The organism is Dokdonella fugitiva, assembly GCF_004342425.1.
Taxonomy (GTDB): Bacteria; Pseudomonadota; Gammaproteobacteria; order Xanthomonadales; family Rhodanobacteraceae; genus Dokdonella_A; species Dokdonella_A fugitiva.
In genome coordinates this window covers 1-16,829 of sequence record NZ_SLWQ01000010.1, presented here as the reverse complement: position 1 = coordinate 16,829, position 16,829 = coordinate 1, and the positions used below count along the sequence as shown (strand labels likewise).

Below are 16,829 nucleotides of genomic sequence, written 5' to 3'. Positions count from 1 at the left end.
TCGTAGCACTCTCGACATCGACCGGCCCCGGGAGCGCGATCGCGAGCCATGGCCCAGACCTTCACATCGATCGACCGCCGCCGCGACGGCTGGTCGCCGCCGGCGCCACAGGAGGCACTGCGCGAGCTCGCCGAGGCGGCCGCGGCGGCCTGCGACGGCGCGGTCGGTTTCGTGGCCTGGCCCGAACGCGGCTTGCTCGTCGCGAACACGGGCGAACTGGCCGAAGCGGAATGGCGCGAGGCGATCCCGCTGCTGCTCGAACGCATCGCCGCGCAGGCCGGTCCCGCCGCCGTCGCCGGCACCGAAGACGTCGCGGTCGCGGACTTGCCGGACGCGGGCACTTTCCGGCGCGTCGCGGCGGCGATGCTGCCGGCCGGCGAGTACGATCCGCTCGGCCTCGTCGGCGTGTTCGATTTCCGCTGCCGGCACGCGGTCGCCGTGCGCGCGCTCGCCAGCCTGCGCGAACTCGCCTGCCGCCAGTTCGCGCTGCAGCGCGACCTCGGCCGCCGCAACGACCCGTCGGCGCGCGGCGACGCCCCCGCGCGCGGCGACGACGCACCGCGGCTCGCCGCGATCGTGCGCCCCTCCGCCGAGGCCACGCGCCAGGCGGACGCGATGCGGCTGGAGCGGCGCTTCGCCGAAGCGCTCGTCGAGAGCATGCCCGGCATCCTCTACCTGCACGACGCGCGCGGCCGCTTCCTGCGCTGGAACCGCCACTTCGAACAGGTGACCGGCTACGGCACGCTCGACATCGCGCGCATGCATCCACGCGCGTTCTTCCCGCCCGCGCAACGCATGTCGCTGGAAGCGAACATCGCCGAAGTGCTCGCCTTCGGCACCTCGTCGTTCGAGGCGCCGCTGTCGACCCAGGACGGCCGCGAGATACCGTACTTCTTCACCGGCAAGCGCATCGAGTTCGACGGCCAGCGTTGCGTGGTATGCATCGGCATCGATGTCGCCGAACGCGTGCACGCCGAGCGCGAGCAGGAGACGAGCGAACGGCGCTTCCGCACGCTGTTCGACTACGCTCCCGACGGCATCCTCGTCTCCGACCCGCACGGCGCCTACCTCGAGGCGAACGAAAGCGCCTGCCGCATGCTCGGCTACGAACGGCACGAGATCGTCGGCCTGCGTGCCGGCGACATCGTCGCGCCGGTCGAGCGGGAGCAGGTCGCGCCGACGATCGATGCCATCCGCGGCCACGTCGCGCACCATCGCGAATGGTCGCTGCGCCGCAAGGACGGCACGATCTTCCCGGCGGAAGTGATCGCGACGCTGATGCCGGACGGCAACCTGCTCGGCATGCTGCGCGACGTGACCGAGCGCCGGCGCGCCGAAGAGGAGCTGCGGCGCAGCGAGGACCGCTTCCGCGCGATCTTCGAACAGGCAGGCGTCGGCATCACCCTCGTCGATGCGCACGACGGGCGTTTCGTGCGCTGCAACCGCGCGCTGGCCGAGATGCTCGGCTACGACCTCGACGCGCTCCGCCGCCTGACGGTCGCCGACGTCAGCCATCCCGCCGACCTCGAAGTGCAGGACGAGCTGTCGCAGCGCCTGCTCGCCGGCGCGATCGACCGCTACCGGATGGAGAAGCGCTATCGTCGCGGCGACGGCAGCGAGATGTGGGCGTTGCTGACCGCGACGCTCGTGCGCCATGCCGACGGCCGGCCGCAGTTCATCGTCGGCATGCTCGAGGACATCACCGAGCGCCGTGCGCTGCACACGGCGCTGGAGGAGAGCGAGAAACGCTTCCGGCAGATCACCGAGCACATCCCGGCGGTGTTCTTCCTCGCCGACGCGCGCAGCGGCGAATGCCTGTACGTGAGCCCGGCGTACGAGCGCATCTGGGGACGAAGCTGCGAAAGCGTGTACCGCGCGCCGAACTCGTGGCTCGATGCGATCGTCCCCGGCGATCCCAATCCCATGTTGCGCGACGGCCGGCCCATCGACACCGGCGCGCAACAGGACTTCGAGTACCGCATCGCGCGACCGGACGGATCGATCCGCTGGATCCATTCACGCAGTTTCCCGGTGTTCGGCACGGACGGTTCGCTGCAGCAGGTCGCCGGCATCGCCGAGGACATCACCGAGGCCAAGGAACAGGAAGCGAGGATCGCGCGCCTCACGCGCATCCGCGCGGTGGTCGGCGCGCTGCATTCGGCGATGCTGCGCCAGCCCGACCGCGAATCCCTGCTGCAGGAGGCCTGCCGCGTCGCCGCGGTCGAAGGCATCTTCGAGATCGCCTGGATCGCCGGGCCCTGCCCCGGCGCCGGGCTGCCGGTGATCCTCGCCGTCGCCGACGAAGGTTCGCGCGGATTCATCGAGGCGAACCTGCGCGCGCTGGGCGGCGACCACTTCGCCGTCCGCGCGCTCGCCACGCGCAGGCCGGTCGTGATCAACGACTGTGCCTCCGACCCCACGCTCGAGCCCGTGCGCAGCCGGCTGGTCGCGCACGGCTGCCGTTCCGCCGCGGCGTTCCCGCTGTCGTGCCACGGCGACGTCGTCGCCGCGCTGGTGCTGCTGGCGCGCGAACGCGACTTCTTCGACGACGGCGAACTCGGCCTGCTCGGCTGGATCACCAGCGACCTTTCGTACGCGCTCGAGAACATCGCCAACGCGCAGCGGCTGCAGCACCTCGCCTACTTCGACGCGCTCACCGGCCTCGCCAATGCGGCGCTGTTCCGCGACCGCCTCGGCCAGTTCGTCGCCAGCGCGGCGACCACGCACGGCAAGGTATGCGCGGTGATCCTCGACCTCGAGCACTTCACGCATCTGAACGAGAGCCTCGGCCGCGAAAGCGGCGACGAGATCCTGCGCGCGGTCGCGCAGCGCCTGGAGCAGCGTCTCGTCGAACCCTACGCGCTGGGGCGCATCGGCGCCGACACGTTCGCGATCGCGCGCCCGGGCAGCGGCGACCGCGTCGCGACGCAGCTGCTGGAGCAGGTGATCGACGCGCTGCGCGAGCCGTTCCATGTCGCCGGCCAGTCGATCTCGATCAGCGGCCAGGCCGGCATCGGCCTGTATCCCGACGACGCCGGCGACGACGACAGCCTGTTCAAGCACGCCGAGGCCGCGCTCAAGCTCGCCAAGTCGAGCGGCGCGCGCCAGATGTTCTATTCGGCGCAGATCAGCCAGCGCATCGCCACGCGCCTCGACGCCGAAGCGGCATTGCAGGCGGCGGTCGAGGCCGGGCAGTTCGTGCTGCACTACCAGCCGCGCGTGGACATGGTGAGTGGCCTCGTCGTCGGCGCCGAGGCGCTGATCCGCTGGGAGCATCCGCAACGCGGGCTCGTGCCGCCCGAGGAATTCATCGCGCTCGCGGAAGAAACCGGCCTGATCGTGCCGATCGGCGCGTGGGTCATCGATGCGATCTGCGCGCAGCAGGCGGCCTGGCTCGAGGCCGGCGCGGGCATGGTGCCGATCGCCGCGAACATCTCGTCGGTGCAGTTCGACCGCAGCGACGTCGTGCGCACCGTGCGCGACGCACTCGCGCGCCACTCGCTGTTCGCCCGCCACCTGCACCTGGAACTCACCGAGAGCTCGGTGATGAAGGACCCCGACGCGGCCGCGGAAGTGCTGCGCGGCCTGCGCGAACTCGGCGTCGGCCTCGCCCTCGACGACTTCGGCACCGGCCACTCCTCGCTCGCCTACCTCAAGCGCTTCCCGTTCACGCGCGTGAAGATCGATCGCACCTTCATCTCCGACATCACGCACAGCGCCGAAGACGCGGCGATCGCGTCGGCGATCATCGCGATCGCCCACCGCATGGGACTCAAGGTCGTCGCCGAGGGCGTCGAGACGCAGGGCCAGTTCAACTACCTGTCGATGCAGGGCTGCGACGAGATGCAGGGCTATTACTTCAGCCCGGCCGTCTCCGCCGACATGTTCGAGGATTACCTGCGCGGCGGTCGCAGCATCCGCCTTCTGCCTCGCGCCGACGAGGAGCGTCGCACCGTGCTCGTCGTCGACGACGAGCCCGGCATCCGCACCGCGCTCACGCGCATGCTGCGCAGCGACGGCTATCGCGTGCTCACCGCGGCGAGCGGCGATGAAGGCTTGCACGTGCTCTCGCTCAACGCGGTGCAGGTGATCATCTCCGACCAGCGCATGCCGGGCATGTCCGGCACCGAGTTCCTCGGCAAGGTCAAGGACCTCTACCCCGAGACGATGCGCATCATCCTGTCCGGCTACACCGAGATCGACGTCGTCACCGAGTCGGTGAATCGCGGCGCCGTGTTCCGCTTCCTGACCAAGCCGTGGGACGACGACCTGCTGCGCGAGCAGGTACGCGATGCGTTCCAGCGCTACCGCCCGCGCCCCGGCGTCGAGGGCAGGTCATCCTGAAAACGCGGCACATCCTGCGCCCCCTTCGGACGGGACATCGCCATTGGGACGAAAGCCGCAGTCCCGTTCCTGGTAGCGATGCGAGACGCCCGGTCCCGGCTCTCACCGGGACGGCTAATAGGTTCGGGCGGGCCCGGGGGCGCGACATTGTGGCGGCGCCGCGGGGTGCCCTTTCTCTTGGTGCCTTCTTTTGGCAAGCAAAGAGAAGACACCCGCTCGCCGCCGAGGCGAGCGGAACCGTGCGACAGCGCCACATCGACGCGAATGAATCCCTTGCGCAGCGCGACCCGCAGAGGAGCGGGATTCCGGCTTGCGCCGGAATGCGGCGCTTGTTCGCCGCCGCACGGCGGCGTTTCCTAGAACGTCACCGTTGCCCGCACGACCGCGTTACCACCGGTCGCCTCGCGCTCCACGTTGAAAACACCTTCGCCGACCGGCGGGGCAATGCCGGCGGCGAAGGCCATCGCGCGCGATACGCGCGCGAATGTCACGGAAGGAGCGGCGCCGCCCGAGCATGCGACATGCACGGGGCCGGAAGCACGGCCGCGTCGGACGCCCGTCGCCGCATCGCGGCCGGTGGTCGATATCGTGCAGGCGTCGATGATGGTCAGGCTCATCGACAGCTGCGCGGTCGTCGATCCGGCATGCGCTTCGCCGCCTCCCGCGGCTGCCAGCAGCATCGCCGCCAGGCGCAGGATTCCGTCGTGGCGCGCAGCCTTCATCCCAACCCCGTTACCGCGAACTTCGGGAGCCATGCTACGCCTGCAGGACGTCGCCGGCAGTCCGGTCGCCTACGTATGCGTAGACGTACCTATGGACCGCGCCGCGAAGACGTCATTCCGCATCGTCGCTGCGCAGCACGATCGCGCCGTCGTCGTCCTGCTCGACCAGCGTCACGTGCGCACTCGCTTCCTCGAACGACACCGGCGGTCGCGACGCTCCGCGCGCGGCGCGGGGGCGCGCGCGACCCGGTTGCAGCAGCGAGACGACCGCCGCGGCGAGGTCCTCGTCGGCCCACGGTTTGCCGATGAAGCGCGCGAGCTGCACTTCGTTGACCGCGGCGATGATCGCGTCGCGATCGGCGAAACCGGAGCAGATCACGCGCGGCACGACCGGTTGCAGTTCCATCATCGCCGAAAGGAATTCCACGCCGTCCATGCCGGGCATGCGGTAATCGCTGATGACGAGGTCGAATTCCTGTTCCTCGCTGCGCTCGAGCGCCCGCTCGGGCGACGTGAACGCCTCCACCTTGAGCGCTTCGCCGTCGAGTTGGCCGACGTCGATCGACGCGAGGCACCGCCGCAATGCGTTGAGGATGTTCGGTTCGTCGTCGACGAGCAGGACGCGGTACATGGGAGGCCTCCGGTGCGAGGGGTCAGCGTGGTTGCTCGATCGGCAGTTCGATGCGCAGCAGCGTGCCCTGCCCGGGCGTGCTCGAAACGTCGATCGTGCCGTGGTGCTTGGAGACGATCCCGTACGAGATCGCGAGGCCGAGGCCGGTGCCGCTGCCGACCGGCTTGGTCGTGAAGAACGGATCGAACACGCGCGGCAGCACGTCGGCCGGTATGCCTTCGCCGTCATCGCCGATATCGATGCGCACGCGGCCACCGGCAACCGACGTCGTCACGGTGATGATGCCCTGGTCCTTGATCGCCTGGCCCGCGTTCATGAGAACGTTCATGAACACCTGGTTGAGCTCCGACGGCAGGCACTCGACCGGCGGCAGGTCGCCGAACGTCCTGACGATCTGCGCCTTGTACTTGAGCTCGTTCCAGATGATGTTGAGGGTGGAGTCGAGGCCGCGATGGATGTCCGCCTTGACCCAGTCCTCCGAACGCTCCTTGCGCGCGAAATCCTTGAGGTCGCGCACGATCTTGCAGACGCGGTCGATGCCTTCGCGCGATTCGCTGAGAAGTTGCGGCACGTCGGCGACGAGGAAGTCGAGGTCGAGCTTCTGCCGGATCGCGTCCGTCGCCGCGGGCCCGGCGCCTTCGGCGAGCGCGGCCTCGTACGACTGGATCGCGGAGAACAACTGCGAGATGTAGCGCTGCAGCGTGCTCAGGTTGGAGTTGACGTAGCCGATCGGGTTGTTGATCTCGTGCGCGACGCCGGCGGCGAGCTGGCCGATCGAGGCGAGCTTTTCCGACTGCATGACCTGTTCCTGCGCACCCTGCAGCTTCTCGTAGGCCACCTCGAGTTCGGCGTTGCGTGCATGCAGTTCGGATTCGCGCACGCTCTCCTGGGTGATGTCGCGCACCGTCATGCCGAACCGTTCCGGGCCGATGCGCGAAAGATGCACGAGCAGGATCTTGTGCTGGCCGCGGCCGATGCCGAGGATGACTTCGCCGCTCCAGCTGCCGTGCAGGCTGCACAGGTGCAACGCGCCGGTACTCAGCAGCTCCGGATGCCAGTCGGCGACGCGCTCGAGCGGGCGATCGCCCTTCTCCGGCGCGCACAGGCGCGCGAGCACCCGCGCGGCCGGGTTGGCATAGTGCACGCGTTGCCCGGCATCGAACAGCAGGGTCGCCGTCGGCGTGGCATCGACCAGCGCGCGCAGCGTCGCCTCCATCGTGTCACCGGCGTCCAGGGCCGGGGCGGCGCGCACGCCCCCCTTCGCCGCGCCGGTCGGCGCGGGGCAAGCTATGGCGATCGGCATGGGGCACGTCCTCGGCGCGTCGTCGCATGGCACGTCCGCCTGCGAGCGGGTGGACCATGCTAGGGCGACCGCACGGGCGCGCGTAATGCGCACGACTGCGTATAGGTAGGCTCACGTATCCGCGCCCCCGTCGCGGCGCGCCGGCGCCGGTGCGCCGACCAGGAGGCGCATGCGGATCAGGTCGGCGAGGCTCGCGGCGGCGGTCTTCTCCATGATGCGGCCGCGATGGATCTCGATCGTGCGATGGCTGCCGCCGAGCGCGCGCGCGATCTCCTTGCTGGTCTTGCCGGCGACGATCCACTCGAGCACTTCGCCTTCGCGCGGCGTCAGCGTCGCGAGGCGGCGCGCGAACTCGCGGCGTCGCAGCGCTGCTTCGCGCAGCGCCGCCTGGCGCGCGATCGCCGCCTGCACGCGGCGCAGCAGGTCCTCGTTGTCGAACGGCTTCTCGACGAAATCGGCCGCGCCTGCGCGCATCGCGGTCACCGCGACGTGGACCTCCGCGGCGCCGGTGAGGAAGATCACCGGCAGGTCCGGGGCGCGCTCGTGCAGGCGCGCCTGCACTTCGAGCCCGCCCATGCCGGGCATGCCGACGTCGAGCACGACGCAGCCGGGCACGTCGAGCCCGGGGCGCGCGAGGAACGCCTCGCCGGTCGCGTAGACCTCGGTGGCGAGTCCGGCCGAGACGAACAGGCGCCGCAGCGCGGTCCCCATATGCTCCTCGTCGTCGACGACGAACACGATCGGCGCAGCCTCCACCGCTGCATCCATTTCACTACCGGGCGCGTGTCCGGGCATCAGGTCGCCTCGTGCTCGATGCGGCAAATGCTACGCCGTTTACAAGCGCGGGTGGAATCGGCGCTGCGCTGCGCGAGGGCCGAGGCCGGGAGCCGTACCGGCCGGCTAGGCTGCGGTGATGCGGCGGAAGGTGAGATTGATGCGTGGCGCGGTGACGCCCGCGCGACGCGGCAGCGCATGCTGGTACAGGCGCTGCGTCGCGCCCTCCATGACGAGCAGGCTGCCGTGCGCGAGTTCGATCGACAGCGCGGGCGTGCGCGTGTGGCGCGCGCGCAGGCGGAACGTGCGCGGCGCGCCGAAGCTCAACGAGGCGATCACCGGCTCGGGACCGAGTTCGGCTTCGTCGTCGCTGTGCCAGCCGACGGTGTCGCGCCCGTCGCGATAGAGGTTCGCGAGCACGCTGTTGAACGCGAGTCCGTAGCGCTCGTGCAGCTCGTCGCGCAGGCGCGCGACGGTCGGCGTCCACGGGGTGGGCGTGAAGCGTGCGCCCGAGTAGGTGTAGGCCGCGCCGGCATCGCCCATCCAGCACGACAGGCGCGGCGTAGGCACGTCGCGGCCGAAGATGCGCAGCACGTGCGGCGCCCACGGGATTTCATCGAGCAAGGCGTCGCGCAGCGCATCCGCCTGCGCCGGAGGCCAGGCGCAGGCCGCGTAACGCAGGTCCGCGCCGGGCAGGTCGAGTGTGCGCAGGCGATCCGCATCCGCGGGCAGGCCGGTGCCGAAGAGATCGGTTGCCACCATGCCTCGATCATCGCACGCCGTGCCCGTACCGGCGTCGCACCGCCCTGCCCGCAGGCAAGGCGGTGCGCGCCAGCGATCAGCGGCGCCGGCGCACGGCGGCCGAACCGGCGAGCAGCAGCAGGGCCGACATCAGCAGGAGCATCCAGCGCGCGTCGACCGGAACCTGGGTCGGCGCGAGCGGAGCACCCGCGACGAAGGTGGTCGCCGCACTCGCGTTGTTGTTCGGCGTCGGGTCCGGCACCGTCGTCGACGCGACCGAGACAACGTTGGTGACGCGACCCACGAAGGTCGGCTGCACGAGGTAGCTCACCGTGAGCGTCGTGCTCGCGCCGCTCGCGAGCGCCGGCAAGGTGCACGGGAACCCGCTGCCACACGGCGCGCTCGCCGCGACGAACGCGAGGCCGGCGGGCGTCGGGTCGGTGAGTAGCGCATCCGCGACCGCGTCCGGACCCTCGTTGCTCACGACCAGCGTGTACGTCACCACGGTGCCGGCGGTCGCACGTGCCGGACCGCTCTTGGTGATGCGCAGGTCCGCCGAGGCCGCCGGCGCGGCGACCAGCGTCGTGCTGGCGCTGCTCGCATTGTTGCCGAGGTCCGGGTCGGGCGTCGTCGCCGTCACCGACGCGCTGTTGACGATCGCGCCCGTCGCCGCCGCGGCGACCGCGTAGGTGGTGGTCACGACCGTGTCGGCGCCGCTCGCGAGCGTGCCGAGGTGGCACGGGAAGCCCGCCTCGCACGGCGTACTCGCCGCGACGAAGGCGAGGTTCGCCGGCGTCGGATCGGCGAGCACGACGTCGAGCGCGGCGTCAGGCCCGGCGTTCCGCACGTGCAGCGTGTACGTGACCTGCCCGCCCGGCGTCGCGCTCGCCGGGCCGGTCTTGGCGAGCACGAGGTCGGCCGACGTCGCTGCCGGCATGACCGGCGTGACGACGCGGCTCTCGTTGTTCGCCAGGTCCGGATCCGCCGTGGTGCTGGTGACCGTCGCCGTGTTCGTGACCGAACCGCCGAGGCCCGCGCCGACCGTGTAGGTGACCGTGACGATCGTGCTCGCGCCCGGCGCGAGATCACCGAGCGCACATGGGAAGCCACCCGCGCACGGCAGGCTCGCCGCAACGAACGCGAGGCCCGCCGGCACCGGATCGACGATCTGCGCGGCCGTCGCGACGTCGGGACCGTTGTTGGTCACGGTCAGCGTGTACGTCACGTTGCCGCCCTCGATCGCACTCGCCGGGCCGGTCTTGTCGATCGCGAGGTCGGCGCTCGGTGCGCCCACCGCGGTGACCACGGTCGAACGGTTGTCGATCAGGTCCGGGTCGTTGACGCCCGCCGGTGGCTCGACGCTCGCCGTATTGCTGAGCGCGACGGGGCCGGCCGGCGCAACGCCGTCGATCGTGACGAGCACGCTGCCGCCGCTCGGCAGGTTGCCGATCGTGCCCGACACCGTGTTGCCGCTCACGACCGGTTGCGTGCCGCAGGCCGCACCGCCGGCTTCGCCGCCGCAGGCCGCGGTGATCGCGTCGATGCCGGCGGGCACGTCGTCGCTGTAGCTCGCGCCGTTCGCCGGGCTCGGGCCGTTGTTGGTGACCAGCAGCGTGTAGGCGATCGCGCCACCCGACGCGACCGTCGCCGGGCCGGTCTTGACGATCGACAGGTTGGCGTTGCCCGCACCGACGCTCGTGCTCGCCGAACTCTGGTTGTCGGTCGAGTCGGGATCGGGCTCGGTCGCGCTCACGCTCGCGGTATTGACGATCGGATTGGCGCCCGCGTAGTCGGCCGGCACCGTGTAGGTCGTCGTGATCGTCGCGCTCGCGCCGCTGGCGAGCGTGGCGAGCATGCACGGATACGTCGTCGTGCACGCGCCCGCGTTCGACACGAACACGAGCCCGGCCGGCGTCGGATCGACGACGACGACGTTGCTCGCATCGCTCGGCCCGTCGTTGCGGACGACGATCGTGTAGACGACGTCGTCACCCGGCGTGACCGTGGCCGGGCCGCTCTTGGTGACGGCGAGGTCGGCGACCGGATTGCCGTTGAGCGACGCGCTCGCGCTGTTGTTCGCACCGTTCGGATCGGGCTGGTCGGCAGCGCTCACGCTCGCCGTGTTGGTCATCGCGCCGGCCGCGGCGACTTCGGCGACGACGGTCAGCGTCGCGCTCGAACCCGGGCCGGCCGCGTCCAGCGTGCCGACGGTCCAGACACCCGCGATGTTGTCGTAGCTGCCCTGCGACGGCGTCGCCGAGATGAACACGAGTCCCGGCGGCAGCGCATCGGAGAGCGCGACGCCGGTCGCGTCGGACGGGCCGTTGTTGTGCACCGTGACCGTGAACGTGACGCTGTCGCCGACATCGGGGGCCGGGTCGTCGACGGTCTTCGTCACGCCGAGGTCGGCCTGCTGGCCGTTGATCGTCGTGCCGGTCTGGTTGTTCGCGCCGACCGGATCGAACTGGTCCTCGTGCGTGATCGTCGCGGTGTTGACGATCGAACCCGGCTGGTCGACGGTCGCGCTGATCGACAAGGTCGCGCTCGCGCCGTTGGCGAGCGCCCCGACCGACCACACGCCACCCGCGTACGTGCCCTGCGACGGCGTCGCGGAAACGAACGTCGTGCCGGCCGGCAGGTTGTCGGTGATCTCGACGCCGGTCGCGTCGTTCGGACCGCCATTGCTCGCGGTGATCGTGTAGGTGACCATCGCACCGACGTTCGGCGTCGCGTCGTCCACCGTCTTCGCGACCGCGATGTCCGCGCTCGCGCCGGCATTGACCGAGGCACCCGCCGAGTTGTTGCTCGTGTCCGGATCAGGCTGGTCGGATGCGCTGACCGCGACCGTGTTGGTCAACGCGCCCGGCACGTCGACGCTCGCGACGATGAGCAGGGTCGCGGTCTCACCGTCGGCGAGCGCGCCGATCGTCCACAGGCCGGTCGCCGGCGCATAGGTGCCGACCGACGGCGTCGCCGAGATGAAGCCGAAGCCGAACGGCAGGCTGTCGGTCACCGCGACGCCGCTCGCGTCGTTCGGGCCCGCGTTGCCCGCGGTGATCGTGAACGTCACGGTCTGGCCGACGTTCGGCTCGGCGTTGTCGACGGTCTTGGTCAGCATGATGTCGGCCGCCGCGCCGATCGACGTCGTCACGCTCGACTGGTCGTTCGCGCCATTCGGATCCGGCACGCCGACGGGTCCCGTGACGGTCGCGGTGTTGGTGAACGACTGCGCGCCGAACGGTGCGATGCCGCTGATCGTGATCGTGACCGAACCGCCCGCCGGCAGGGTCGGCACGGTGCCGGTGACGTCGTTGCCGGCGATCGTCGGCGCCGCGCAGGTCGCGCCGCCCGTCGCCGATCCGCAGGTCGCGGTGACGCCGGTGATCGCCGCGGGCACGCTGTCCGCCCAGGTCGCGCCGTCGGCCGCGCTCGGGCCGGCGTTCGACACGACCAGCGTGTAGCTGATCGACGCGCCCGAGGCGAGCGTCGTCGGGCCGGTCTTCGCGATCGCGAGGTCAGCCGAGGCATCGACCGCGGTCGACACGCTCGAGCTGTTGTTCGCCGGCGCCGGGTCGGTGACACCGGCAGGCGGCTGCGCGGTCGCGGTGTTGGCGAGCGTGCCCGGATCCGCCGGCGCCGTGCCGTCGATCGTGAACGTCACGCTCGCGCCGGCCGGCAGCGTCGTGATCATGCTCGTCACGTTGTTGCCGGTGACGCCGACCGTGCCGCAGACGGCACCTCCGGTCGGCGTGCCGCAGCTCGCGCTGACCGCCGTGATGCCGGCGGGCACCACGTCGCTGAACGTCGTCGCGTTCGCGTCGCTCGGGCCGTGGTTGGTGACGACCACGCTGTACGCGATCGCCGCGCCCGCCGTCACGCTGGCCGGACCGGTCTTGTGCGCTTCGATGTCGGCGCTGCCGGACAGCGTGTCGGTGTCGGTCGCGCTGTTGTTGCCCGGCACCGGATCGGTCGTGCCCGCGGGTGCCGCGATCGTCGCGGTGTTCGCGAGCGTGCCGGTCGCGCCCGCGCCGACCGTGCCGGTCAGCGTGAACGTCGCGGTGCCGCCGACCGGGACGTCCACCGTCGCGGCGATGTTGCCGCTGCCCGAGGCCGGGCCGCTCGCGCCGCCCGCATAGGCGGCCGTCCAGTTCGCGCCGGTGATCGCCGCGGGCACGACGTCGGCGATCGTCGCCGCCGTGACGTCACTCGGGCCCGCGTTGCTCGCCACGATCGTGTACGTGATCGGCGAACCCGGCGTCGCGCTCGCGCTGCCGTCGGTCTTGCTGATCGCGAGGTCCGCGTTCGGACTCAACGCGTCGGTGTCGGTCGCGCTGTTGTTGCCCGGGGTCGGGTCCGTCGTGCCCGCGGGCGCGGCGATCGTCGCCGTGTTCGACAGCGTGCCGCTCGCGCTCGCGCTGACCGTGCCGGTCACGGTGAACGTCGCGTTGCCGCCCACCGGGATGTCCACGCTCGCCGCGATGTTGCCGCTGCCGCCCGCCGGGCAGGTCGCGCCGCCGCCGCCGACGCAGGTCCAGGTCGCGCCCGTGATCGTCGCCGGGATCGCGTCGGCGACGGTCGCACCGATGACCGCACTCGGGCCCGCGTTGCTCGCGACGATCGTGTACGTGATCGGCGAACCCGGCGTCGCCGTCGCGCTGCCGTCGGTCTTGCTCACCATGAGATCGGACTGCGGGTTCAGCGTGTCGGTATCGGTCGCGCTGTTGTTGGCCGGCGTCGGATCGGTCGTGCCTGCCGGCGCGGCGATCGTCGCCGTGTTCGACAGCGTGCCGGTCGCGCCCGCACTCACGGTGCCCGCGAGCGTGAACGTCGCCGTGCCGCCGACCGGGATGTCCACGGTCGCCGCGATGTTGCCGCTGCCCGACGCGGGGCCGCTTGCGCCGCCGGTGTAGACGGCCGTCCAGGTCGCACCCGTGATGGACGCCGGCACCACGTCGGCGATCGTCGCGCCCGTGACGTCGCTCGGGCCCGCATTGCCCGCGACGATCGTGTAGCTGATCGGCGCACCCGGCGTCGCGCTCGTCGCGCCGTCTGTCTTGGTGATCGCGAGATCCGCATTCGGCGCCAGCGTGTCGGTGTCGGTCGCGCTGTTGTCGGCGGGCGTCGGATCGGTCGTGCCCGCCGGCGGCGTCACCGTCGCGGTGTTGACCAGCGTACCGGTCGCGCCCGCGGCAACGGTGCCGCTCAGCGTGAACGTCGCGGTGCCGCCGACCGGCAGGTTCACGCTCGCATTGATGGCGCCGCTGCCCGATGGCGGGCAGGTGCCGCCACCTGCTCCGACGCAGGTCCAGGTCGCGCCGGTGATGTTCGCCGGAACCACGTCCGCGACGGTCGCGCCCGTGACCGCGCTGGGTCCGGCGTTGCTCGCGACGATCGTGTACGTGATCGGCGCACCCGGCGTCGCGCTCGCGCTGCCGTCGGTCTTGCCGATCGCGAGATTCGCGCTCGGCGTGAGCGTGTCGGTGTCGGTCGCGCTGTTGTTGGCGAGTACCGGATCGGTCGTGCCCGCCGGCGCGAGGACCGTCGCGGTGTTGGACAACGTGCCCGTCGCGCTCGCGCCGACGATGCCACTGACCGTGAACGTCGCGCTGCCGCCCACCGGCACGTCGATCGTCGCGGCGATGTCGCCGCTGCCCGACGCGGGTCCGCTCGCACCACCCGCGTAGGCGGCGCTCCACGTCGCGCCGCCGATCGCGGCCGGGATCGTGTCGAGGACGGTCGCGCCGACCGCATCACTCGGGCCGTTGTTGCCGACCGCGATCGTGTACGTGATCGCGCTGCCCGGCGTCGCGTTCGCGCTGCCGTCGGTCTTGGTGACGGTGAGGTCCGCGTTCGGGCTCAGCGTGTCGATGTCGGTCGCGCTGTTGTCGCCCGGCGTGGGATCGGCCGTGCCCGGAGGTGGCGTGACCGTCGCGGTGTTGACCAGCGAACCGGTCGCAGCCGCGGCAACGGTGCCGCTCAGGGTGAACGTCGCGGTGCCGCCGACCGGCAGGTCGACGCTTGCGCTGATGCCGCCACTGCCGGACGGCGGGCATACGCCGCCACCGGCACCGACGCAGGTCCAGCTTGCGCCGCTGATGTTCGCCGGCAAGGCATCGCTGACGAGGGCGCCGATCGCGGCGCTCGGGCCCGCATTGCTCGCGACGATCGTGTAGGTGATCGGCGCGCCCGGCGTCGCAGTCGTGCTGCCATCGGTCTTGCCGATCGCGAGGTTCGCGCTCGGCGCCAGGCTGTCGGTGTCGGTCGAACTGTTGTCGCCCGGCACCGGATCGGTCGTGCCGACCGGCGGCGCCACCGTCGCGGTGTTCGCGAGCGTGCCGGTCGCAGCCGCGTCGATCGTGCCGCTCACGGTGAACGTCACGCTCGCGCCGACCGGGATGTCGACGATCGCATTGATGTCGCCGCTGCCGCCGGCCGGACAGGTCGCGCCGCCCGCGCCGACGCAGGTCCAGGCCGCGCCCGTGATGCCCGCCGGGATCGCGTCGGCGACGGTCGCGCCGACCGCATCGCTCGGGCCCGCATTGCCGGCGACGATCGTGTAGATGATCGGCGCGCCCGGCGTCGCGCTCGTCGCACCGTCGGTCTTGCTGATCGCGAGGTCCGCGCTCGCCGTCAATGCGTCGCTGTCGGTCGCGCTGTTGTTGCCTGCGTTCGGATCGGTCGTGCCGGCCGGCGGCGTGACCGTCGCCGTGTTGACCAGAGTGCCGCTCGCGGCTGCGCTGACCGTGCCCGTGACCGTGAACGTCACGCTCGCGCCCGGCGGGATCGTCACGTTCGCGTTGATGCTGCCGTTGCCGCTCGCCGGACAGGTCGCGCCCGAGCTGCCGGTGCAGGTCCAGGTCGCGCCGAGGATCGCTGCCGGCAGCGCATCGACGACGGTCGCATTCGTCGCCGTGCTCGGGCCCGCGTTGCTCGCGACGATCGTGTAGCTGATCGGCGCACCCGGCGTCGCGCTCGTCGCGCCGTCGGTCTTGGTGATCGCGAGGTCGGCGCCCGGCGTGAGGTTGTCGGTGTCGGTCGACGTGTCGTCGTCGGGATCCGGGTCGCTCGTGCCGACCGGCGGCGTGATCGTCGCGGTGTTGGCGAGCGTGCCGGTCGCGTCCGGCGCGACCGTGCCGGCGACCGTGAAGGTCGCCGTCGTGCCCGCGGGCAGGTCGACGGTCGTGTTGATGCTGCCGATGCCGCTGGTGGTCGTGCACGCGGCCGTGCCGCTCGCGACGCAGGTCCAGCTCGCACCCGTGATGCCGGTCGGGATCGCGTCGGTGACGAGCACGCCGTTCGCGTCGCTCGGGCCCGCATTGCTCGCCACGATCGTGTAGGTGATCGGCGCACCCGGCGTCGCGGTGCCGCTGCCGTCGCTCTTGCTGATCGCGAGGTTGGCGCTCGCGTTCAACGCATCCGTGTCGGTCGCGCTGTTGTTGGCCGGATCGGCATCGGTCGTGCCCGCTGGCGGCGCCACCGTCGCGGTGTTGACGAGCGTGCCGCTCGCATTCGACGCGACCGTGCCCGTCAGCGTGAACGTGACGCTGCCGCCTGCCGGGATGTCGACCTGCGCGTTGATGTCGCCTACACCGCTCGGGAACGTGCAGCTCGCGCCGCCGGTGGCGGCGCAGGTCCAGCTCGCGCCGACGATGGCCGCAGGCACGGTATCGAGCACCGTCGCCCCGATCGCGGGACTCGGGCCCGCGTTGGCGACGACGATCGTGTACGTGATCGGCGCACCCGGCGTCGCGCTCGCGCTGCCGTCGGTCTTGGTGATCGACAGGTCCGCGCTCGCGATCGGCGTGACGACGACGCTTGCGCTGTTGTTGGCCGGGTTCGGGTCGGTCTGGTCGATCGCGGACAGGCTCGCCGTGTTGGTGAAGCCCGCGTCGGTATCGATGTCAGCCACGACCGTCAGCGTCGCCGTCGCGCCCGCGCCGCTCGCGGCGAGGTTGCCGATCGTCCACGTGCCGGTGCCGCTGTCGTACGTACCCTGGCTCGGCGTCGCCGAGACGAAGCCGAGGCCCGCCGGCAGCACGTCGTCGATCGCCACGCCCGTCGCATTGCTCGGGCCGTTGTTCGTCGCCGTGATCGTGAACGTCACCGTGTCGCCGCGCACCGGGTTCAGGTTGTTCACGACCTTGAGCACCTGGATGTCCGCCGACTGGCCGTTCAAGGTCACGCCGCCGGTGTTGTTCGCCGGGTTCGGGTCGTGCTCATCCGCATCCACCGTCGCCGTGTTCGTGATGTCGCCCGGCATCGTCACCGTCGCGACGATCTGCAGCGTCACGCTGTCACCGGCCGCGATCCCGCC

At 71.3% G+C, this 16,829-nt stretch carries 7 protein-coding genes; 1 reads left to right on the top strand and 6 read right to left on the bottom strand.

What is annotated here, in order from left to right; genetic code table 11:
• The first annotated feature begins 48 nt into the window (after nt 1–48).
• Complete coding sequence (locus tag EV148_RS15440; protein ID WP_131999747.1) at nt 49–4,344, top strand: PAS domain S-box protein; 4,296 nt, start codon at nt 49–51, stop codon at nt 4,342–4,344.
• Nucleotides 4,345–4,700: 356 nt separating this feature from the next.
• Here EV148_RS15440 and EV148_RS15435 read toward each other — a convergent pair whose 3' ends face one another.
• The 6 genes from EV148_RS15435 to EV148_RS15410 all read right to left on the bottom strand — a co-directional run bounded on the left by EV148_RS15435 (nt 4,701) and on the right by EV148_RS15410 (nt 16,823).
• On the bottom strand, nt 4,701–5,066 hold the full coding sequence (locus EV148_RS15435) for a hypothetical protein (protein ID WP_131999746.1): 366 nt from the start codon (nt 5,064–5,066) through the stop codon (nt 4,701–4,703).
• 112 nt (nt 5,067–5,178) lie between these two features.
• Nucleotides 5,179–5,697, bottom strand: a complete 519-nt coding sequence (locus tag EV148_RS15430) for a response regulator (protein WP_131999745.1) — start codon at nt 5,695–5,697, stop codon at nt 5,179–5,181.
• A 22-nt stretch (nt 5,698–5,719) separates the two neighbouring features.
• Nucleotides 5,720–6,913, bottom strand: a complete 1,194-nt coding sequence (locus EV148_RS15425) for an ATP-binding protein (protein ID WP_131999861.1) — start codon at nt 6,911–6,913, stop codon at nt 5,720–5,722.
• A 198-nt stretch (nt 6,914–7,111) separates the two neighbouring features.
• Nucleotides 7,112–7,795 (bottom strand): response regulator transcription factor, encoded by a 684-nt coding sequence (locus EV148_RS15420; protein ID WP_199222803.1) that lies wholly within the window; start codon nt 7,793–7,795, stop codon nt 7,112–7,114.
• A 105-nt stretch (nt 7,796–7,900) separates the two neighbouring features.
• On the bottom strand, nt 7,901–8,536 hold the full coding sequence (locus tag EV148_RS15415; protein ID WP_131999744.1) for an alpha-ketoglutarate-dependent dioxygenase AlkB family protein: 636 nt from the start codon (nt 8,534–8,536) through the stop codon (nt 7,901–7,903).
• A 76-nt stretch (nt 8,537–8,612) separates the two neighbouring features.
• Entirely contained in the window at nt 8,613–16,823 is an 8,211-nt protein-coding gene (locus EV148_RS15410) for a DUF7507 domain-containing protein (protein WP_277871163.1), read from the bottom strand.
• Nucleotides 16,824–16,829: the final 6 nt, after the last annotated feature.

Coding starts and splice junctions, on each gene's coding strand:
- EV148_RS15415 (WP_131999744.1), bottom strand. CDS start 8,536: ATGGTGGCAACCGATCTCTTCGGCACCGGCCTGCCCGCGGATGCGGAT.
- EV148_RS15440 (WP_131999747.1), top strand. CDS start 49: ATGGCCCAGACCTTCACATCGATCGACCGCCGCCGCGACGGCTGGTCG.
- EV148_RS15430 (WP_131999745.1), bottom strand. CDS start 5,697: ATGTACCGCGTCCTGCTCGTCGACGACGAACCGAACATCCTCAACGCA.
- EV148_RS15435 (WP_131999746.1), bottom strand. CDS start 5,066: ATGAAGGCTGCGCGCCACGACGGAATCCTGCGCCTGGCGGCGATGCTG.
- EV148_RS15420 (WP_199222803.1), bottom strand. CDS start 7,795: ATGCCCGGACACGCGCCCGGTAGTGAAATGGATGCAGCGGTGGAGGCT.
- EV148_RS15425 (WP_131999861.1), bottom strand. CDS start 6,913: ATGGAGGCGACGCTGCGCGCGCTGGTCGATGCCACGCCGACGGCGACC.